The following is a 20832-nucleotide window of genomic DNA, read 5'->3' as shown; positions in this document are numbered from 1 at the left end:
AATGAAAGCACATCCCGTAACGTGGGATAGACGTTCCCCTTGAAAGAATTTCCAAAGGGACTCTCATAAGTCCATTCACAAAGGCTGCGTATCAGTTTTCACCACCCACTGATTCTCTAAAACGCTCACCCGTGCTACTCCTCTTATTCAACAATTTCTCAGCTATGCTCTTCTCATCTAAACTCATCTGTTCCGTGGGCGGCACCGCTATCGGTACCTCCTGCCCGTCTTTGAAACAACAACTTCATATTATCATAGTACGTATTATTAGAATCGTCAAGCTTTTCTGTAGGTTAGTAGAATTGTTTTATATGAATCCCCATATAGTAGGAGGTCAGTGAGAAAGGGTGGTTAATATTACTTTCCTTAAAAATGATTTAGTGCTCCGTCGTTCGCTTTCCTGCGGGCGAGCGCCAAGCCGCTTCCCTCGCTGCGCTCAGTCCAGGGTCTCGGCTGTCTCGCTTTCCCGCGGGAGTCGAACGACTGCGCACTAAATCGGTGAGTATTAATATACAGCATTCTTTTCAATACTTTTGCAGTCGACCAATCTAGTAGTCTTGGAGGTGAATGGACATACTCTATATTGCTGCTTTTATAACGCTTGTCGCCATTTTTTTACTTGGGATTGGCTGGATGCGTATTGGGCTTTTTAATCTTTCTGGGAAAAAGTTAGAACAACGGTTAAAGAAAGTTACCAAGACGCCTGTAAAGGGAATGTTTGCCGGAATTGTCATGACGAGTATTTTACAAAGTAGTTCGGCTGTTATGTTGATTACAATCGGCTTTGTTGCAACGAGATTACTGTTATTCCCGCAAACAATTGGCATTATTTTAGGAACAAATATCGGCACGACCTTAACATTACAGTTTATTTCATTCGATCTATCAAGTTTAGTGATTCCACTTATCCTCCTAGGAATTTTATGCCTTCTTTTTAAAACGATTTGGATTAAAAGTACTGGATTCATTTCGATCGGGTTCGGGTTTATCTTTGGTGCAATGTACGGCTTCGAAAGACTCGCAATTCCTTTAACGAATACTTCATTGATGGGTCATCTACTCCAATTGCTGGACCAACATATACTTTATGCTTTACTGGTAGGCGTTCTGATTACATCCATCGTTCAATCTAGCACTGTCGTTACGGGGATTGCCATGAGTTTTTTAAACGCTGATATTTTCCCTTTGGAAATCGGGATTGTCATAATGTTAGGTGCCAATATCGGGACTTGCGTCACCGGATTATTGGCCAGTATCGGCGCCGGTGAAGAGGCAAGATTAACCGCATTCGCGCATGTATGGCTAAATGTTATTGGAGCCATCATCTGCCTGCCTTTTATCACCCAGTTAGCCGATGCCAGCAGCATTTTCGCTAACGATCCCGATGCAAGGTTGGCCCATGCCAGTATTATTTTCAACTGCGTATCTTCCCTGCTCGTCTTGCCATTCGCCGTTCGATTCGGAAAATTTGTCGCTTGGATTCACGGAAAACACTAGGCTTCACCCATCCCTTTTCTTAGTAGTGTGTCTTTCGAATAAGGTATACTTGGTTTATTATTTAAAGCAGGTGACTTTTATGAGAATTAACAAATACTTAAGCTCAGCAGGGATTGTTTCAAGACGCGGTGCCGATAAATGGATCGAAGACGGACGCATCACGATTAACGGACAACCCGCCGAACTCGGCAGTCGAGTAAATGAGGGTGACGATGTTCGTGCAGACGGAAAACCCGTAAAAACTGAAGAACAACTCGTTTATATTGCGCTCAATAAACCCGTCGGCATTACGAGCACAACGGAACGCCATATTAAAGGGAATGTGGTCGACTTCATCAATCATCCCTTACGTATTTTTCATATCGGCAGACTCGATAAAGACTCAGATGGTCTATTACTTTTGACGAACGACGGGGATGTCGTGAATGAAATCCTTCGTGAGGAACACGGACATGAAAAGGAATATATCGTCGCCGTCGACAAACCGATTACAAGAGAGTTTGTGCAAAAAATGGAGTCCGGCGTCGATATTCTCGGGACGACGACAAAACCGTGCAAAGTAAAACAACTAGGACCACGCAAGTTCAACATCACACTCACACAAGGACTCAATCGCCAAATCCGCCGCATGTGTTCAGCACTCGGCTTCACAGTGAAGAGTTTGCAGCGCACACGCATACTAAATATTCACCTCGGCGACTTGCCAAATGGAAAATGGCGTGATTTAACGAAGGAAGAACTGGATGAGATGTTTACTATGATGAATTATGTACCGAAACGATAGAAAAGCTGTTCCAATCCGGGGAAATACCGGGGATGGAACAGCTTTTTTATTTTACATAATTTGTGGTTGTGAATTCAGATGGAGATCGAGTGGGGTTGAGAGGACCTTCGGGGGTGATTCAGAGGAGTTCAGACAAAACTCCAAAGTGAATAATTATGTTCAACTCTACCTTTCTCCAAGTTTTTTAAATAGTCATTGTTTCATTGTTTATTTAGTGTATTGTTGTGTTGTACATAACTAATTGTATGGAATGATTTAATTGAGTGTTTTTTCTGAACCGAACGATTTATTTGGGAGGTTTGTAAATTAGGAGGGATTCTTTATTAAAAAGTTGAAAACATGGATCGCTATTTTAGTAGTTCTCTCTACATCCATTTCTCTCTATTATTTCTCAAAGAATAATTCATGTATGAGAAGTGTGCCTTATTATAATTCGTTTGTTTTTGAGGAGGTTCCAGTAGATAATAATTTTTTTATCGCTAAGAATTTATCATCCGAGGAAGTTGATGAGAAGGATTACAAGCGTTTTAAAGATACGACGGATGCGATGAAGGAATTTGGTGATTATGTTCCATTGCCGAAGGATGAACCTTATTTTGTCGAGTGTACTTTTGGTGAAGTGAAGTACGAGGACGATGAGCCGGTTGAGTTTACACATTTCGTGCTGAATAATGATATTAAAGTCGATTATGAAAAGTACGGTAAAACTGAGTATGATAAGCAACTTCATTATGGTCGCTATTATTATCGTGTGAGTAAAGCGCCATTTGACTATTCTCTTGTGTCGTCTGAACTTGACGACGCGCGGGACATCACTTTTGATGATGGTACATCCGCATTGGTCTATAACAACCTTGTTGAGTGGCATGATGATAAGTATTATTATCAATTCTTTTATCCGAGTGAATTAAACTCGGAAATTCTCGCCTACATGGCGAACTCGACGCGTCATAATATAAGCAAATTTATCAGGTAAACATCAAAAGCTGTTCAACATCTATAGGTCATGGATGTTTGAACAGCTAATTGCTTTTATCCCAAAAGCGAGAAACAATGTAATCCACGATGAAAAACACACCGCCACTTTCCCCACATAATAAAATAAACCATAGTTCAATGCTACTAACCTCATGATAGATTACTAGCGAGAAAAGATTTAGCGGAATAAAGAACAGGAGGCCAAATCCGATATGGTAGAGTAACGACCAACCCTTAGCATATTGTCTATGTTTCACACTAAGCCATTCAGATATGCTAGATGTTAGAATGCCATACACAAACATCGGCGGGAATACATGAATCGAATAAATAAATAGATATAGACCGAAGTTCTCCGATTCAGGTCCATCTCTTACATATGTGATTGTGGCTAGCACTAACACAATAATAATTGACGCTAAAAGGGCGGATATGATTTTTCTTGCTAACATAAAACTCCCCCATATTAATCCCGTTTATAGTTCGCAATAATCACCGCAACTTCGTCTAACAATCCGTATGCAGTATCGTCTAGATGATTGTTTATGATGACAGAAAAGATGAGGGTTTCACCGTCTTTTGTTTCCGCGTACCCCGCCAAAGAAGTAACACCGTTTAGTGTTCCAGTTTTCGCTTTGACCTTGCCTTCTGCGGCTGTATCTTTCATGCGATATCGTAATGTTCCACCGACAAATCTTTCTTCAACTCCCGCGATAGGTAATGAATTCATGAAGTCATCGTACCAGGGTTTAGTTTGTGCAATATATAAAAGGTTAGTTACTTCATTAGATGTGACGAGGGTTTTATGGGACATCCCTGAACCGTCGCGCAGCAATATGGTGTTCATATCAATCCCTATGTCAGCGAGTGTTTGATTCATCGTCGAAAGTCCTTTCGTCCAACTGCCTTCGCCGCCGATTACTCGTCCTATTTCTTTGACGAGCACTTCCCCGTGTCCGTTATTGCTTAATTTCATAAAAGGTGTGATTAGTTCTTTCAAAGGTATGGACTGTTTAGTGGCCAAAAGAGTTGCGCCGCTAGGAACTGTGCCAGTTCCGACTAGTGTTTCGTTTGTCAATTCGATGCCTTTTTCGTCTAGTACGTGTTTGAATACATTCATCGTATAATTCGCTGGTTCCCAAACGGATGCCCAGGAACGATTTTGTTTGAAGCCTATTGGAACTGTTCCAGTGACGATGACCGTATTTGAACCGTGTTCGCGCTCTGCTTTAATGTAAGACGTTCCATTCTTCGCAACAGTTTTTGTTTTGTTGACAGTGGTCAAATAGCTGTTTTCTGGAACCATTCGAATCGTCCCGGCTTCACCAACTTTAGTTGCTGGATAAACGTCAACGATAACTGTTCCTGCGTCAAAATCGTCGTTCGGAGAGAGTGTCAACCCTGAAACTTGTGCGCCCGTGTAATACGGCTCATCGGACCAGTTTAAATCTTGAGAAAGTCGGTCATCATCGTACCATGTATCGTCTCCGAAAAGATCGCCTGTTATGGTGTGAATGCCTTTTTCTTTTAATTCATGAGCAAAATCGATTAAGTCGTCTTTCGTTAATGTCGGATCGCCTAGTCCTCGTAAGTAAAGATTCCCTAGAAGTTCTCCGCCCTTAATTTCCCCATCGGTGTACAGTTCTGTTTTAAATGTGTGATCTAACCCAAGCGTTTCAAGTGCCGCGACTCCGGTGAAAAGTTTCATGAGCGAGGCTGGATGGACTCTTGTATCGCCTAAATTTGTGTACAGGATTTTCCCGTCGGTTGCTTTTCGAATGCTGATGGAAGTTGTTGTTCCGTCTAGCCTGGGGTCATTTAAAACAGTTTCTATTTGCTCCTCTAATCCAGCATCATTTTCAATTATTCTTTTTTCCATGGCTTCGTTTGGTTTAATTTCTTTAAAAACGAACTCTTTAGAAGAAGGCGATGCAACCTCTACTTGGTCGAAAGGATTTTGGCTAACTGGGACGTTGACGACAACCAGTAGAAGTATGAAAACAATGATTGATTTTACTATTCTTAGATTATCCAACTGACTGCACCTCAGCATTCATTCAATTTATGAAGACAATATCAAGGTTTTTAACTGGCTCTTTTAGGGCAAATTAACAATAGACAATAAAACAATTCTTTTCTAAATAAATAAGGAGTGTTGTGAGTGATTAACAAAATTGAAGAAGATCAAGTTGCAATTGGTTTAATTCAACTATTGAAAGACGGGAAGAAAGAAGAGTTTCAAGATGTTATTAAAGAACTTATACCTTATGATGTTGCACACCAATATAAGGAATTGCCCGTGAAACGCCGGCCACTTTTTCTTGAATATTTGGAGTTGGAGCAGCTGGCCTATCTTTTGCGGTACCTCACACGAGATGAACAACTCCATGTCATTGAAGTCCTGAAAGCTGATCGTTCAGCGGAACTCTTAGACCTTATGAAAAATGATGAACTTGCAGTCATGTTGACAGGATTTTGAACCTCCCACGACTGTAGTCACGAGATTCCAATGTCAAAAGACGTTGAAAGCCCGGTGCCGTTGGATTCCTGCTTCATCGAGAACTGCGTTAATTGCAACGTCTAACACTCTCTCCATTGCTCCTTTCCTAGCGAACAAACAGCCCCCCTTAGGTGCTGACAGGCACACCCCGCAGTTCCTGCGGTAGTTAGAATCTTTAATTTAGATTTCTGCCAACATACGAATGCCTTCCTCTTTTATATTTTTAGCGGCATTTACATCTCGGTCATGTTCCCTCCCACAATTCGAACAGACCCAAGTTCGATCAGAAAGGGATAAAAGCGTATTTTTCTCTCCGCACCCATTGCACTTCTTTGAGGAGGCAAAGAAGCGGCCAATGAGCACAACCTTTTTGTGGGCCCAATCTGCTTTATATATCACGAAAGTTACGAAAGTAGACCAGCCCACATCAGAAATACTGCGTGCCAATCTACGATTCTTGATCATACTTTTGACATTCAAATCTTCCAACACGATAACTTGGTTTTCATTAACGAGTTTTCTAGATTCTTTATGCAGAAAGTCCTTGCGCATATTTGTGATCTGTAAGTGTAGTTTCGCGATTTTTTTTTGTTGTTTTTTATAGTTTACAGAACCTTTCATTTTGTTTTTCAAGCTACGTTGAAGCTTTGCCAGCTTACTCAAGGCATTCTTCAGGTGCTGCGGGTTCTCGACCTTTCTACCGTTTGAATCGATTAGAAAATGCGTTAAACCTAAGTCGCAACCAATGACTTCCTCGCTTGGAATCGTCGACCAATCAACCTCTTTTTTAAGTGGGATAATTTCTTCGATTCGTAATGAAATATGGGTTTGCTTGCTACCGTGAACGGTTAGCGTAGCCGCTTTCACTTTTCCATTGAAGCCATTTTCTTGAAACGATGCGATTTGCCCTTTTGAAAACCGGACGTTTACCCATCCGAGTTTAGGTACTTTAATGCGTTGTTTTTCAAAGTCAATCGCTAGATTTCCATTGGTTTCTTTTGTTGAATAACTTTGTTTAGATGTATGCTTGGACTTGAATTTTGGGTAGCCGTTTTGTCCTTTGAAGAAGCGGTCGTAAGCGTCATCCACTTGTTCCATGCCGCACTCTAATGCGAATTTATCGGGTTCAGACAGCCATTCATACGCAGGACTCTTTTTTAAAGCAACAAAATCTTTTTTGAAAGCACTATAACTGATGGCTCTCTTCGTCTCTTTGTATGTTTTTTGTTTTTCAGCCAAATAAGCGTTATAGGCGAAACGAGCACAACCAATTGATTTAACAATCAGTTCGTGCTGCGCCGGTGTTGTAATCGCACGAACTTTCATGCCGTAAAAACGTAATTTCTTGCCTTCTTTTTCAAGTTCTTGATTACGTTCTACGACAGTTTTTCTTCGAGCCATAACGAACACCTCCCTTAGTTTTTTGGTCTGCCACGCTTTCTCGGTGCGGTTTGTTGTCCTTGAATATAAGCTTTAATTTGCTCATCCGTTCGATCACTCACAGTACAAACGAAATACGATGGATTCCAGAGATGTCCACCCCAGAGCGTATTTTGCAGCTCCGGGAACTCTTTAAAAAGAAAGCGGGCACTGTTTCCTTTTAACGCTTTCATTATATTTGGAATGTAATGTTGTGGGGAACATTCGATTAACATATGTATATGGTCGCCATCCGTTTCCATTTCAACGATTGTAAAAGCATGTGTCTTGGATTGTTGGATTAAAATCTCTTTCAAGCGGGCTTCCACTAAGCCATTCAGTATGCTTTTTCTATACTTCACACACCAAACCATATGGTATTGAATACTGTACACATAGCCTCTACCTTTTCTAACATTCACTATTATCACCCTATTATAATAATAACATGTGCAATTTTTAATAGATAACTAAAACCATTTTAATTTGTTTAGGATCTAAAAAAACACCCTATCCCACGACTGAAGTCACGGGTATGCGGGTGCTAGTCAAATCAAGTGATGCCATTGATAAACTCATTAAGAAGATGAAACACGAAGAGTCCACTGCGATTCGTAGGATTCTTTCATACCCCGAAAAGTCTGCCGGCCGCGCGATGTCTGACCGCTTTGTTTGGATTGACAAGTCATACACAGTTAAAGAGGCCACCCAAAAACTGAAACATTTCTCGGACCTAGCGGAGTATTTAAACTACCTCTACGTGATTGATCATGAACAAAAACTTGTCGGTGTTGTTTCTTACCGTGATTTATTGCTCGCGGAAAGTGATATTGTCATTGAAGATATTATGGTCAAGAATGTTATTAAAGTAGACGTCTTAACGAAACAAGAAGAAGTTGCGAAACTCATTGCTAGACATGATTTTGTTTCCATTCCAGTTGTGGTGGAGGGTAATACATTGGCGGGAATTATAACAGTTGATGATGTTGTTGACATTATTATGAGAGAAGCAGATGAAGATATCGGAATGCTTCTAGCTTCAGGTAAAGACATTGACTTTAATACGCCGCCGTTCATTGCAGCCTATAGACGACTTCCGTGGCTCATTTTACTATTATTTATCGGTCTTGTTTCCGGAAGTATTATTTCAAGATTTGAAGCAACACTCGAAGCGGTTGTCGCTCTGGCTTTTTTCATGCCCATGATTGCAGGCATGACTGGAAATACAGGAACTCAATCGCTCGCCATCGTTGTGCGCGGATTTGTGACTGAGGACCTGAGTGCAAAGAAAACGATTAAACTGATTTTCAGAGAATTTTTTGTCGGCATTATTATCGGTGTCACTTGCGCAATCCTCATTTCAATTATTGCTTATGTTTGGCAAGGCAGTCTTGTTCTTGGGTTAGTTGTCGGTGCATCCTTGCTTGTTACGCTCATTATCGGGACGCTTGCGGGAACGATTATCCCGCTTATCTTACACAAGTTCAATGTGGATCCTGCGGTTGCATCAGGACCGTTAATTACGACAATCAATGATATTTTATCACTTCTCATATACTTTGGCATTGCGACGATGTTTATTTCCAAACTCATGTAATAAAACAATTGAGAAAATAGTGCCAAAGGGGAAATTCATATGACGAAAATTAATGGAATCGGTCAAGTTGCAGTGCCTGTCAAAGAAATTAATCGCGCAATTACTTTTTACCAAGATGTTTTAGGTTTGCCGCTATTATTCAGCACCGATACGATGGCGTTTTTTGACTGCGACGGCGTGAGACTTCTCCTTAGTCTCCCCGAAAAAGAGCAATTTGGGGCGGCTAGTTCCGTACTTTATTTTAATGTTGATGATATTCATGAGCATTATGAAACGTTGAAAGCTAGGGATGTTTCATTTCTGGATGAACCGCATGTTGTCGCAAAAATGGGTTCATCTGAAACATGGATGGTGTTTTTCAACGACACCGAAGGCAATACACATGCTTTAATGAGCGAAGTCACGGTATAAGTTATTGAATAATTAGATAAACCCCGGTAAACAATAAAATCACATAGGTAAAAATCCGAAAATACGTTTGATTGATGCGGTGGAATAGAAGTTGTCCAAAATACAATCCTAAAACGACGAGGGGCAATCCCATTCCGCTCGATGTCCAAACGGTTTTATTGGTCCCGGCAAATAGTACTTGAATGATGAGGCTAATTGAATAAATAAAAAGATAAAATGCTAATGTCGTAGCACGCAATTGCGCTTTTGGTGTGCCTGTTCCTGAAAAATAGAGGAGTAAAGGCGGACCGGGCATACCAATTCCCGTCGTTAGCAAACCGGATATTCCTCCTATATAAAAATCGCGACGTTTCGTCATTTTCAAGCGATAATTTAAAATAAGCAAAAGTGTTAACGTTAAAATGACTACGCCAATACCTAGTTTCAACTTCTCCGTTTCCGCAAATAAAAAGATCAGAATCCCGATTGGCAACCCTGGTAAACTTCCAATAATGAATCGTTTTAGTATGCCCAAATCGATATCTTTGCGTATTTTTCTAATAAGCGCAGCAGAAATGACAAGCGATAATACTAAATTGATTTGAATGGCTTCTCTAGGTTCAAAAATCAACAATAAGAACGGCGTTGCCATGATGGAAAAGCCAAATCCCGTGCTTGTTTGTAAAATAGACGCAAATAATATAATGACAACAAATAACAAAACAGTCACTTTATTACCTCCTCGTTCATAGCATACCATTTGGGGCGGATAATCCACATGCGAAATGGGAGACACCAGTTCCAAGTATTTTTCTGTAATAGCTATCAAGCATACACAAAAACCCCCGATTCTTATAGGTTAGTAGTTTCAAACTGACTCTACTACACCAAGCATCGAGGGTTTCTTCTGTATTATAAATTATCCTGAGTTATCATTTTTCAATGGTTTTTGTACACGTTCCCTATCCTATTCCCAAAGCTCCAATAACTCCACTGCCCCTACTCGAAGTTCTTCATAAGCACTCGCGGATATTTTGCCTTTTTCGTATTGTTGTTCTAACTTTTTAATGAATTTCTTCACATGCTTAACAACTTTCTCGGCATTATTTTGAGTTTCGAATTGTGCAACTGGATTCAATTGAGCTTGTAGTGAACGAGCGGCTCCGTGGTTAGCGAATTGACCGTCCTCTTCCAAACGATCAATTTCTTCAATTAAATAAGAAGCGCTTACATAAGATAAACCATAGCCTAACGCATAATCGTCACCAACAGCGTTTGTATAAACATAGTCAAATGTTTCAGCGTATCCAGGTACATCAGATGCGTTATTTTCAACCGCTTCTTTGTCAGCTGGTACCGTGAATGGTAGCTTTCCAGTTGGGTTAAATTTACCGCGAATGATGTCCACGATAGCATCTGGCGTCGTATTGAATGTAGCTAATACGGCATCTGCACCCGGCTCAATTTCATTGATCAGCCATGGATTGGTCATATTTACGCTTAAAATCGTCGTCTCTACTTTTTCTTGGATCTCAAGAATGCGTTCCGAATCAATTCCGGTATCAGAATCCTTAATCAGTTCAATAGACGGCGGATCATCTTCCGTGTCATCTTCTCTCCAACTTAAAGCTGGCATCACGGAGATAAAAGCGTGTGTAGCTTCTTCGACAGTATCGACGATTTCAATTAATGGATCTGCCAGCGCAATCGATGCTTTCAACCCTTCACTTGATGCTGCTGCAGCTTCTTCATCTTCCTCAAAGACTTCTACATAGAGCTTTACATCGCCTGCTTCTTCATCTGTAATCGGTAAAACTGGTCCTGTTTCCTCATTACCATTGCGTAATAGCACGATGGACTTGCGGTGTGCTTCATCTGCCAATGCTTGTGATTCAGGATTATCAGCGATTTGCTGTGCGAGTTCAGGATCTACATATGGATTTTCAAAAAGACCCAAGTCATACATCTCGGTGAGCAGGAAGGTAATCGAATGGTTGATCACTGATTCTTCTACCAATCCTGTTTGAATCGCCTCAATCAGTGGTGCAACATCCGTGCCACCTGAGAAAATGTTTGTTCCAGCGTCGATTGCTTTTGCATAACGCTCAGGTAAAGTGAGATGTTCCACACCCCAAGGACGATCTCCATCATTAATAATGCCGGTATCAGAGTTTACATAGCCTTCGAATCCGATTTCATCGCGAAGAAGACCTTGAAGTAACCCTTTATTATAAGCAAAGGCAACTTCTTCAAATTGCTGATCTTCTGTGTACCATAAATGCTTCGGAAGCTGATCTGCACTTCCTTCATTTACCGGTTTTGCATAGTAAGGCATGATAGATGCCGTGCCTGCTTCAACTGCCGCTAAAAATGGTGGCAGGTGATATGTATACAAGCTTCCTTCGGTTGGATACACATTTGTACTTCCCCATTCATGATGAGGGTCTGTACCTTCTAATCGCGGACCGCCACCAGCAAAGTGTTTAATGGTTAGTGCAACACTGTTTTCGTCTAATTCCTCACCTTGAAAACCTTCAACGATTGAAGTGATCATGTTGGAAATTAGTTCAGGATCTTCGCCAAATGTACCATCCGTACGTGTCCAGCGTGGCTCAGTCAGCACATCTGCCATATAGCCATAAAGCTTATGCATCCCGGTTGCGCGCCATTCTTTGGCAGCAATTTCGGCAAACTCCTTCACAAGCTCTGTATCCCTTGTCGCAGCAAGACCAAGCTCGCCCGGCCAAGTCGATAGTTGTCCACCAGCTTCTGCATGACCATATGTCTGGTTCGGGTTCACGTGGTTACGCGGATTGGAAGTCATCACTACCGGAATCCCCAAACGAGAAGCCTCTCCTAGTTCTTGAAACTCATTATTTCGAGACGCAAGATCCCGCGGCTCTGGATCATCACGAACGATGAAGTTACGTAAATTTTTCTCTTGAAGAGTTAAACGGCTGGAATCATTATTAAACGAAGAAATCAGCATTAATCCTGCTTTTTCTTCCACAGTCATTTTAGAGACCAAATCTTCTACCCGTTCTTCAACAGGAAGTCTCCAGTCCTCGTAACGATCCAGTTCGCCATTTGCATTCAAATCCCTGAATGCTTCTCCATCTACTTCAATAATTTCCTTTACTCGGGTTTCAACAGTAGTAGTAGATTTTTCAGCATTTGCAATACCCGATGTCGGAGCTACGGGGGAAAATACTAACACAGCAACTAACATTAGAATTACACTTTTAGATAAATAACTAGATTTAAAGTTCATTTTTTTGCCTCCTTAGATATTATTGTAACTTTAAAAAAACTGCCACTTCTGATAGCGATTACTGATTTTCTCATTCCTTCCTGTATCCCCCCTCACCCATTAAAGCGCTTTCATATTTACGATACAGATACGCTGGTAAGTTAGTTTGGCTAGCAATCAAATAAACTAACTGCATTCATCGTAGGTGTAAGTTGTTTATTTTTCAACACGTTTTCTGCCTTTTCTAAAAAATGAGTCAAATGAAGTGATGCTTCCAACTAATACCAAAGTATTACAAAAAATGAAATAAATTCTACTTTATTAAGATTATTCGTTATAAAAACAACCTTTAGCACAAACAAAAATAGACTTTCTTCCATATAGGCACACAGACCCAAAACCAATATTTACTTTTCAAATTAAAAGTACACATAGCTTTTTCGGACAAATAGGTCATATTTAACAGACTTGAATCAAGAAATTTACTTTCATTTTGACTGCGGTAATAATTCGAATAATTTTACTTCAAATATTTGATTGACTTATACTTCTTTTCGCTCTAAAGTAAGGATTAATTCTTGCGACAATTGAATAGCAAAACATCACTTTCTTATCAAGAGAGATCGAGGGACAGGCCCTATGACATCTCGGCAACAGATTCATGACGAATGAATACTGTGCTAATTCCTGCAAGTGCTTCGGCATTTGGAAGATGAGGACGAGATGGTTTCTTACATACTAGAAGCCCTCTTTTTTCTTATCGAACGATGATAAGTAAGAAGGGGCTTTTTCTTTTTTCACTGATGGCTGAGATGTTGTGAACGCGGAATAAGAGTTTTATCAGGAGGTTTTGACATGATTGAATTTAAAAATGTCTCGAAGACGTTTAGTCTTGGAAAACGGGAGGTGCACGCGGTTAAAGATGTTTCCCTCTTTGTTGAAAAAGGAGAGATATACGGCATTATCGGATTTAGTGGTGCTGGAAAAAGTACGCTACTGCGTTTAGTAAATATGTTAGAGCGTCCAACAGCTGGTTCTGTTTTCATCAACGAAATTGACGTCAGTACATTATCAGCGAAAGAACTACGTAAACAACGCCAAAACATCGGCATGATATTCCAAAACTTTAACTTGTTTAACTCAAGAACAGTTTCGGGAAATATCGCTTATCCATTGAAATTAGCCGGCGCATCAAAACAAGACATTCAAGAGCGTGTCCAAGAACTATTGGCTTTCGTCGGGCTATCTGATAAAGCGAAAGATTATCCAGATCAACTATCCGGTGGACAAAAACAACGTGTTGGGATTGCCAGAGCACTCGCCAGCTCCCCAGATATTCTAATTTGTGATGAAGCAACATCCGCTCTAGACCCTGACACAACTGCTGATATTTTACGGTTACTCAAAAAGGTCAATAAGGAGTTCGGGATAACCATTCTCCTTATCACACATGAAATGCATGTCATTCAATCAATTTGCGACAATGTAGCGGTCATGGAAGAAGGCGAAGTGATTGAGTCTGGAGAAGTTTTCGAAACCTTTACCGACCCACAACATTCGACTACGCAGCGCTTTATCCAATCCATCCAACAGGACTTGCCTTCGGAAAAGCTTTTGAACGAATGGCGATCAAAAGGTGGTACCCAGTTATACCGCGTTATTTTTAAAGGCGATATTGCAAGTAACCCTGTACTCTCGCAAGTAACTCGAAAACATGGCGTCGATTTCAACATCGTCTACGGCTCGGTTCGAGAGTTACAAGAACGCTTTTTCGGAAATCTGCTGGTTTCGTTTGAAGGCGATACGGAAGCGATTCAAAAAGTATTGCAGGAACTTCAAACGATCGTTGAAATAAAGGAGGTCATTAAAGATGAAAGTTGATTGGTCCACGTTTTGGCCACGTATTGTAGAAGCGACTGGCGAAACGCTCCTCATGGTGATCGCCACACTGATTTTTGGTTCAATTATTGGAATCTCGCTTGGCCTACTATTGTTTGTGACAAGAGAAAATAACATTTTAGAAAATAAAGCTGTTTCACGGATATTGAATATATTTATTAATATCATTCGACCGATTCCATTTATCATCTTCTTGGTTGCCATTTCACAACTTACGAGATTGGTAATGGGTACCACCATTGGAACGGCGGCAGCTATATTCCCGATGACCATAGTAGCCAGTTTCGTAGTTGCCCGAGTCGTAGAGAATAACTTGGTGAGTATTGACCCCGGCGTAATCGAGGCTGCACAAGCTATGGGAGCTAGCCCGTTACGAATTATCTTTACAGTCCTTATTCCAGAAGCGCTTGGGCCTTTGATTTTAGGATTAACTTTCGTTTCAGTCAGTCTCATCGATTTCTCGGCAGTTGCGGGAACGGTCGGTGGCGGTGGCCTTGGACATATCGCTATGACTTATGGTTATCAGCGGTTTGATGGAAGTGTCATGATTGTAACGGTTGTTATCCTTATTGTGATGGTACAAGTTGCACAGTGGATTGGAAATACGCTTTCTAAAAAGATTATGCGTCGTTGATTAAAAAATAGATGAACTTACATAAAAGGAGAAGAGAAAAATGAGAAAATTATTGATTTTATGTTTAGCGATTGTAACTGCAGCTATATTAACGGCTTGTGGTACTAAAGAAAATGCCGGAAAAAATGCTGATGGTGAAAAAACAGTTAAAGTGAAAATCGGCGTCAATGGATCAGACGGTGCTCAGTGGCCAATTCTGAAAGAAAAAGCTGCGAAGGAAGGCATCGAAATTGAACTTATTGAGTTCGCGGATTACACTTTGCCAAATAATGCACTTGCACAAGGCGATGTTGATTTAAACGCATTCCAACATTTTTCTTTCTTGGCCCAATATGTAAAAGAAAGCGGAAATGAACTTGTTCCAATTGGCTCGACAATGTTTGCACCACTTGGCGTTTACACTGAAAAAATAAGCGATATTTCTGAGATCAAAGAAGGAGACAAAATTGCAATTCCTGATGACCCTTCAAACCAAGCACGTGCACTACGCTTACTTGAAAGTGCTGGACTCATTAAGCTAACTGATGACTTTGGATTATTTGGAGACCCGAGTAAAATTATTGAAAACAAATTGAATTTAGAAATCATTCCAATGGTCGCGCAACAAACGCCTCGTTCATTGCCAGACGTGACTGCTGCTGTTATTAACAATGGATTTGCTGGACTAGCAGGATTTTCACCAGGCGAGGATCCAATCTTTAGAGAATCTGTCGATGATGAAAATATTTACCCGTATGTGAATTTAATTGCAGCAAGCGAGAAGGAAAAAGACAATAAAACATTCAAACGCATCGTTGAGTTATATCAAGAAGAAGATATTGCAAAAGCTGTTGAAAAAGATACAAAAGGTGGATCTTATCTGATTAATTTAACGCAGGAAGAAATTGATACATTATTTGAAGACCTTAAAAAATAATTGAACTGGGGGCAATCATAATGAGCATTGTAAAAGAAGAGACGAACGTATTATTCCAATCTATCGAAAACAACCGTGCGTTATATATTCAAACGAGTCAGGATATCCATGCAAAACCGGAAATCGGAAACGAAGAAGTGTATGCGAGCGCTAAACATGTGGCATTGTTGGAAAATGCCGGGTTTGAAGTGACAACAGCGGTTGCTGGTCATGAAACTTCGTTTTATGCAGTGAAAGACAGTGGAAAAGAAGGTCCGACAATCGCTTATCTTGCTGAATATGATGCACTTCCAGGGTTAGGTCATGCATGCGGACATAATATCATCGGAACAACGAGTGTCGCAGCGGGGATTGCACTCGCTGAAGCGCTTCCTGAAACTGGCGGACGCGTCGTCGTTCTTGGGACTCCTGCTGAAGAAGGCGGCCCAAATGGTAGTGCAAAGGGGAGTTTCGTCAGACAAGGCTTTTTAAAAGATGTTGACGTTGCACTCATGATTCACCCATCTGGTAAAACTGCAACAACAGGCGAATCACTTGCTGTAGATCCACTTGATTTCCATTTTTACGGAAAACCTGCGCACGCATCAGGTTCACCAGAAGCAGGCATTAACGCGTTAGATGCTGTTATTCAACTGTTCAACGGCATCAGTGCACTTCGTCAACAATTACCGTCTGATGTTCGTATTCACGGCATTATTACACACGGAGGCGATGCACCGAATATTATTCCCGAATATGCATCCGCACGCTTCTATATTCGCGCTGCATCATGGCAAAAAACAGTCGAAGTATCTGATAAAGTTCGGAACGTCGCTGAAGGGGCTGCGCTTGCGACAGGTGCAACCGTCAAAATCGAACGCTTCCAGAACGAAGTAAAAGATCTTGTCCTTAACTCGGTTCTTGATAACATCTTGGATGAAGAACTTTCCGCACTTGGCGAAGTAGTCCATACCGAAAAGAGAGAAGGTAAAGGCTCGACGGACGCAGGAAACATTAGCTACGAAGTGCCAACTGCACATCCGTATATCAAAATCGGACCGGATAATCTTGTTGCGCACACTGATGAATTCAGAGAAGCCGCGAAGTCAGAACAGGGTGATGAAGCTTTAATTACTGGCGCTAAAGCTTTAGCGTCAACAGGGCATCGTTTATTGACAGATTTTGAATTGCTTCATCGCGTGAAGAAGGAATTTGAGAGAGCTTTGGCTGCTAAGGCGGAATGATGTGAGCGGCGGCTTTAGTCGTTTACCGAAGCTTATAATTTCGCAATTTAAATAACATCATATTTGACCATCAAATGGCACTATAATTCAAAAAACTGAAAGACTCTTAAACTAGAGTCCTTCAGTTTTTTTGTCGCTTTTTATAGAGTTAGATTTAATTGCCTTATGCTAATGGCATCCGCCTTTAAATATATTTATATATTATTCAATCCTCATTTTTAGCAAATTTTGTATATTATCTGAATATATGATACTATTAATTAAAATAGAGAATTTATCGATGAAGTAAACTATGAAAATAGTTTCATAAGCTTATTTGCGTTGTTATTCGCCTTTGTTAAGTTTTCCTGTCTAAAATGCATTAACAGCAAGTTATAAAATAACAGAAAAGTTGGTGGGATTTTGTCTATTTTAACTGTGCAAAAATTATCGAAACGCTTTAAAAAGCAATCCGTCATTAATGATATTTCACTTACAATTGACACGCCGGGAATATGGGCACTGATTGGTCCCAACGGTGTTGGAAAGACGACATTACTAAATCTAATTACGAACTTAATCCCTGCTAGTTCGGGAACTGTGCAACTAGTTGGCAAATCCAATAAAGATTACTCTGTTTTTAAAGAAGTATCATTTTTACAAGATAATACGGTATTATTTGATTATTTAACTGGGTACGACCATTTAAAATATATTTGTGATGTTCATAACCTGCCTAAAAAGCGGGTTCAAGAAATTGCGACGTATGTCGGAATGGAAAATTATTTAAAAAAAACGGCCGGAGATTATTCGTTAGGGATGAAACAACATCTTCTTTTAGCGATGGCGATTGTCAATAAACCCCAACTATTACTGCTCGATGAACCATTAAACGGATTAGATCCTACGAGCGCAATTTTAATAAGAAAAATACTCGTAGAGTTGGCGGAAAGTGGTACGACAATTATATTATCCTCCCATAACCTGGCCGAAGTAGACCGTGTAACTAAAAACATTCTCTTTTTAAAAGATGGCAAACTAATCGAAGAAGATTTAAGTGATTTCGAGCAAGTCTATTACCATTTTGAGGTGGAAGACAAAGGACCAATGAAATCGATTTTCTCGTCAAAATCCTATCTTTTCTCTGAAACTGAACAAGGTTTTACCGTGCAGCTAAATGATGAAGGCTTCCAATCATTAATTGATTTATTTAGAGACTCGGATGTTGATATTATTGATATGCAAAAAGAAGTCGTAGGTTCGGAAAAACGGTATGAGGAAATATTTGAAATAGCAGGGCCGACAAAATGAAACTTCTCTTATTCGAATTCAAAAAGATGATTCGTACGAAAACCGTCCTTTATTTATTTCTTTTTACTGCGCTTTTCATAGCGGGTATTTTCCTCAAAAATATCATACAACAAGATTCAATCATTCCTAAGAAAGTAACCTACTTTTCAGAGTTCTCCTCAGAAGTCAGTTCGAATAATTCAGGAGATCTGGAGGATTTAAAGAAAATCCATGACCCTGAAATTGAGGCAAGACTGGAAATTGGTAATCAATTATATGGATTGATACGTGAATTAATACAGGCAATTGAAACTGAGGAGTCAACACAAGAACTTCAACTTGAGAATGATGTATACCGAATGGCGATGACCTATAAAGAAATGGAAGGACAATTTTCTCTTGGTCAGATAGAAATCGATGAGACCATCCTGATTAATGAAGAGTTGCAGCGAGTGGGGTTAAAGAAAGAGGATTTCGATTTGTCCATAGAGGGGGCCGTTTTTCTTAAAAAAGTTATGAATTTAGCCATCACCCCTATCGGATTTCTTATCGTATTGCTTATTTTAGGTACATTTATTACGAGAGAATTTGAGGATCATAATGCTCAACTTATTTTCACATTACCAATTCCCAAGTGGAAGTACATAATGACAAAGTTTAGTAGTTTGTTCATCGTCTTTATTGTTTGGATATCATTTGTCATTTCGCTCGCTTACCTACTTCCATCCATTTTTTCTCAGGCCGATAGCAACTTCTTTAAGTATCCACTTTTAACAAAGGCCGATCAATTAACGACTATCGGGATTTACTTGAAAGAAGGTACTTTAATCGCAATTTGCTTCGCTCTCTTTGCGGTTGCCTTATTATTGTTTCTTAGCTTCTTCATTCGACATACAATTATCACTTATGTTGCTTTGTTTATTTTCTTTATAGGTGGTTGGATGATGACTTCGAATGACGTTACCCATTTTATCAATCCTTTTGTTTATCAAGAGATTGAAACTGTTCTTATTGCGTTGCCGACCTATTATCCGGGTGGACTTGCTGTGCTTATTATAAGTGCACTTGTCCTTTTACTCCTTACGATCAGCGTCACTGAGAAGAGGGGGATATAAATGAAGCATTTTCGATTTGAATGGAAAAAGTTAACGAAACAAAAAATGATTTGGGCAACTGTTCTATTGTCATTTATCGCAGCGGTTAGTCTTTACTTTTTTAATTATTCTGTTGCAGAAAAGTTACATGAAAATAATATTGCTGGTGTAAAGAGCACTATACAAGACTTTGAGAACTGGATTGAAAATGAAGAAATCGAACTAAATAAAGCGGAAGAAAGCGGCAAAGTCGATAAGATACAGACTATCGAAGAAAACATTGAACGATTTAAAAACTCGATACTATGGCGAGAACAATGGCTGGAAGATTACACCGAAGGTAATTGGAAAAATATCTTTCAAGAAGATATTGAGCACCTTGAAAATGCCATAGCGGGCCATGGCGGTTTTGGCGTCGAAGATCAAAATATCGGGCCCTTTACAATCCGTGTAACAAAAGAAGAAACAGAATGGCTAGTGGAGCGCGGGCTCGAACCAGTTGCCCATGAACCTAACTTTTTCTTTTTTCATCCTACTATATATGACCAATTTACTGGAAAGTCACTGGACAGATGGAAAAGTCTTACGAAACGTTACGGTGAAACCGGATTAACCTATCTTTATCAAATGATGCCAAACTATTACTTAACGATTATCATCTTGATTGGCCTCTTCATCTTCGGGAATACGATTAGCGCTGAGTCTAGAGGAAAGAAAAGAGGCTTGCACTTTTTCTTCGTTCAACCGATTCCGAAGATGCGTTTATTTGTGGCAAAGTATGTCAGTGGTCTACTTTACTTGGTTGGTTTCATACTTCTCATTGTCGCCGCACCTCTCTTCAGTAGTTTGTTTACAAAAGGGATTGGAAGCCTCCAATATCCAGTGCTTTTCTATGAAGGGGCCATTCCCAATTCGTTCGATCCTCAATATACAAAGTTAAGTGCAGAGAATGACTCATTCCATTTTATCACGATGGGTGAATATTTCCTTCAAGCGATTGGGTTAGCACTCGTTTTGGCATTCTTCCTGTACTCACTCTATCTATTGATTTCGTTTTTCATTAAAAGTCCAACGATTAATCTACTAATTGTCAGCGGGCTAACATTTGGTGGAATGATGATACTTTCGCCGTCGAAATTTAATCCATTCACATATGTCGATATTCATCGTGTGTTAAATGGGGAAATTGCTGCTTTGTCGATTGACCCTTCGATTCACTTTCAAAACGGGGTCATTCTTTTGTTAGGGCTTGGTTTGCTGTTGGCAGTTATTAATCTGGTCGTATTTCGGTTCAAAAGAATATAAGGACAGTTTTACTGAACGGTTGGGCTGAAAAACTCCTGACCGTTTTTTCGTTTCAAAAGATCTTGTTTACTCAAATT

At 40.1% G+C, this 20832-nt stretch carries 19 protein-coding genes, 1 riboswitch and 1 other annotated feature (1 of these 21 cut by a window edge); of the genes, 13 read left to right on the top strand and 6 right to left on the bottom strand.

The window, feature by feature from the left end; all coding sequences use genetic code 11:
• Positions 1–160 (bottom strand) — a binding site (T-box leader); it reaches 72 nt to the left of the window's first position.
• A 407-nt stretch (positions 161–567) separates the two neighbouring features.
• The 3 genes from AC25Y1_RS07915 to AC25Y1_RS07905 all read left to right on the top strand — a co-directional run bounded on the left by AC25Y1_RS07915 (position 568) and on the right by AC25Y1_RS07905 (position 3257).
• Positions 568–1497 carry a Na/Pi symporter gene (locus tag AC25Y1_RS07915; RefSeq protein ID WP_488147428.1) on the top strand — a complete coding sequence of 310 codons (930 nt, stop codon included), beginning with the start codon at positions 568–570 and terminating at the stop codon, positions 1495–1497.
• Positions 1498–1576: 79 nt separating this feature from the next.
• On the top strand, positions 1577–2281 hold the full coding sequence (gene rluF / locus AC25Y1_RS07910; RefSeq protein WP_488147427.1) for a 23S rRNA pseudouridine(2604) synthase RluF: 705 nt from the start codon (positions 1577–1579) through the stop codon (positions 2279–2281).
• Positions 2282–2612: 331 nt separating this feature from the next.
• A complete protein-coding gene (locus AC25Y1_RS07905) occupies positions 2613–3257 on the top strand; it encodes a hypothetical protein (protein ID WP_488147426.1) in 645 nt (214 codons plus the stop codon).
• Positions 3258–3303: 46 nt separating this feature from the next.
• On the opposite strand, the gene AC25Y1_RS07900 is transcribed toward AC25Y1_RS07905, so the two are convergent.
• Both AC25Y1_RS07900 and dacB read right to left on the bottom strand, forming a co-directional pair.
• On the bottom strand, positions 3304–3711 hold the full coding sequence (locus tag AC25Y1_RS07900; RefSeq protein ID WP_488147425.1) for a hypothetical protein: 408 nt from the start codon (positions 3709–3711) through the stop codon (positions 3304–3306).
• 14 nt (positions 3712–3725) lie between these two features.
• Positions 3726–5294: a D-alanyl-D-alanine carboxypeptidase/D-alanyl-D-alanine endopeptidase gene (gene dacB, locus AC25Y1_RS07895; RefSeq protein WP_488147424.1), complete on the bottom strand. Its 1569-nt coding sequence runs from the start codon at positions 5292–5294 to the stop codon at positions 3726–3728.
• 126 nt (positions 5295–5420) lie between these two features.
• Here dacB and AC25Y1_RS07890 point away from each other — a divergent pair, with 126 nt between their 5' ends.
• Positions 5421–5738, top strand: a complete 318-nt coding sequence (locus AC25Y1_RS07890; RefSeq protein WP_488147423.1) for a magnesium transporter MgtE N-terminal domain-containing protein — start codon at positions 5421–5423, stop codon at positions 5736–5738.
• A gap of 201 nt (positions 5739–5939) precedes the next feature.
• Here AC25Y1_RS07890 and AC25Y1_RS07885 read toward each other — a convergent pair whose 3' ends face one another.
• Positions 5940–7160: an RNA-guided endonuclease TnpB family protein gene (locus AC25Y1_RS07885; RefSeq protein ID WP_488147422.1), complete on the bottom strand. Its 1221-nt coding sequence runs from the start codon at positions 7158–7160 to the stop codon at positions 5940–5942.
• Positions 7161–7174: 14 nt separating this feature from the next.
• Positions 7175–7603, bottom strand: a complete 429-nt coding sequence (tnpA, locus tag AC25Y1_RS07880) for an IS200/IS605 family transposase (RefSeq protein ID WP_488147640.1) — start codon at positions 7601–7603, stop codon at positions 7175–7177.
• A gap of 110 nt (positions 7604–7713) precedes the next feature.
• Between tnpA and mgtE the strand changes: the two genes are divergently transcribed.
• Together mgtE and AC25Y1_RS07870 are read left to right on the top strand one after the other, a co-directional pair.
• Complete coding sequence (gene mgtE, locus AC25Y1_RS07875) at positions 7714–8775, top strand: magnesium transporter (RefSeq protein WP_488147421.1); 1062 nt, start codon at positions 7714–7716, stop codon at positions 8773–8775.
• A gap of 39 nt (positions 8776–8814) precedes the next feature.
• Complete coding sequence (locus AC25Y1_RS07870; RefSeq protein WP_488147420.1) at positions 8815–9186, top strand: VOC family protein; 372 nt, start codon at positions 8815–8817, stop codon at positions 9184–9186.
• A 1-nt stretch (position 9187) separates the two neighbouring features.
• Here AC25Y1_RS07870 and AC25Y1_RS07865 read toward each other — a convergent pair whose 3' ends face one another.
• Positions 9188–9895, bottom strand: coding sequence for a sulfite exporter TauE/SafE family protein (locus AC25Y1_RS07865; protein ID WP_488147419.1), 708 nt, complete (start codon positions 9893–9895; stop codon positions 9188–9190).
• 237 nt (positions 9896–10132) lie between these two features.
• Positions 10133–12436: a glycoside hydrolase family 3 protein gene (locus AC25Y1_RS07860; protein WP_488147418.1), complete on the bottom strand. Its 2304-nt coding sequence runs from the start codon at positions 12434–12436 to the stop codon at positions 10133–10135.
• 586 nt (positions 12437–13022) lie between these two features.
• A riboswitch (SAM riboswitch) is annotated at positions 13023–13134 on the top strand.
• A 136-nt stretch (positions 13135–13270) separates the two neighbouring features.
• On the opposite strand from AC25Y1_RS07860, the gene AC25Y1_RS07855 reads away from it, so the two are divergent.
• The 7 genes from AC25Y1_RS07855 to AC25Y1_RS07825 all read left to right on the top strand — a co-directional run bounded on the left by AC25Y1_RS07855 (position 13271) and on the right by AC25Y1_RS07825 (position 20755).
• Positions 13271–14296: a methionine ABC transporter ATP-binding protein gene (locus tag AC25Y1_RS07855; protein ID WP_488147417.1), complete on the top strand. Its 1026-nt coding sequence runs from the start codon at positions 13271–13273 to the stop codon at positions 14294–14296.
• Positions 14286–14948, top strand: a complete 663-nt coding sequence (locus AC25Y1_RS07850) for a methionine ABC transporter permease (protein ID WP_488147416.1) — start codon at positions 14286–14288, stop codon at positions 14946–14948. The genes AC25Y1_RS07855 and AC25Y1_RS07850 overlap by 11 nt, the downstream gene beginning before the upstream one ends.
• Before the next feature lie 40 nt (positions 14949–14988).
• The gene (locus AC25Y1_RS07845) at positions 14989–15864 is read left to right on the top strand and encodes a MetQ/NlpA family ABC transporter substrate-binding protein (protein ID WP_488147415.1); all 876 of its coding nucleotides are present in this window, start codon (positions 14989–14991) and stop codon (positions 15862–15864) included.
• Between the two features lie 20 nt (positions 15865–15884).
• A complete protein-coding gene (locus AC25Y1_RS07840; protein ID WP_488147414.1) occupies positions 15885–17087 on the top strand; it encodes a M20 family metallopeptidase in 1203 nt (400 codons plus the stop codon).
• Positions 17088–17504: 417 nt separating this feature from the next.
• Complete coding sequence (locus AC25Y1_RS07835) at positions 17505–18377, top strand: ABC transporter ATP-binding protein (protein ID WP_488147413.1); 873 nt, start codon at positions 17505–17507, stop codon at positions 18375–18377.
• On the top strand, positions 18374–19471 hold the full coding sequence (locus AC25Y1_RS07830) for an ABC transporter permease subunit (RefSeq protein ID WP_488147412.1): 1098 nt from the start codon (positions 18374–18376) through the stop codon (positions 19469–19471). The genes AC25Y1_RS07835 and AC25Y1_RS07830 overlap by 4 nt, the downstream gene beginning before the upstream one ends.
• Positions 19472–20755: an ABC transporter permease subunit gene (locus tag AC25Y1_RS07825; protein ID WP_488147411.1), complete on the top strand. Its 1284-nt coding sequence runs from the start codon at positions 19472–19474 to the stop codon at positions 20753–20755. It begins immediately after the preceding gene.
• Positions 20756–20832 lie beyond the last annotated feature (77 nt).

Source organism: Sporosarcina sp. Y1009 (assembly GCF_057669865.1).
This window is presented reverse-complemented; position numbering and strand designations above follow the sequence as displayed.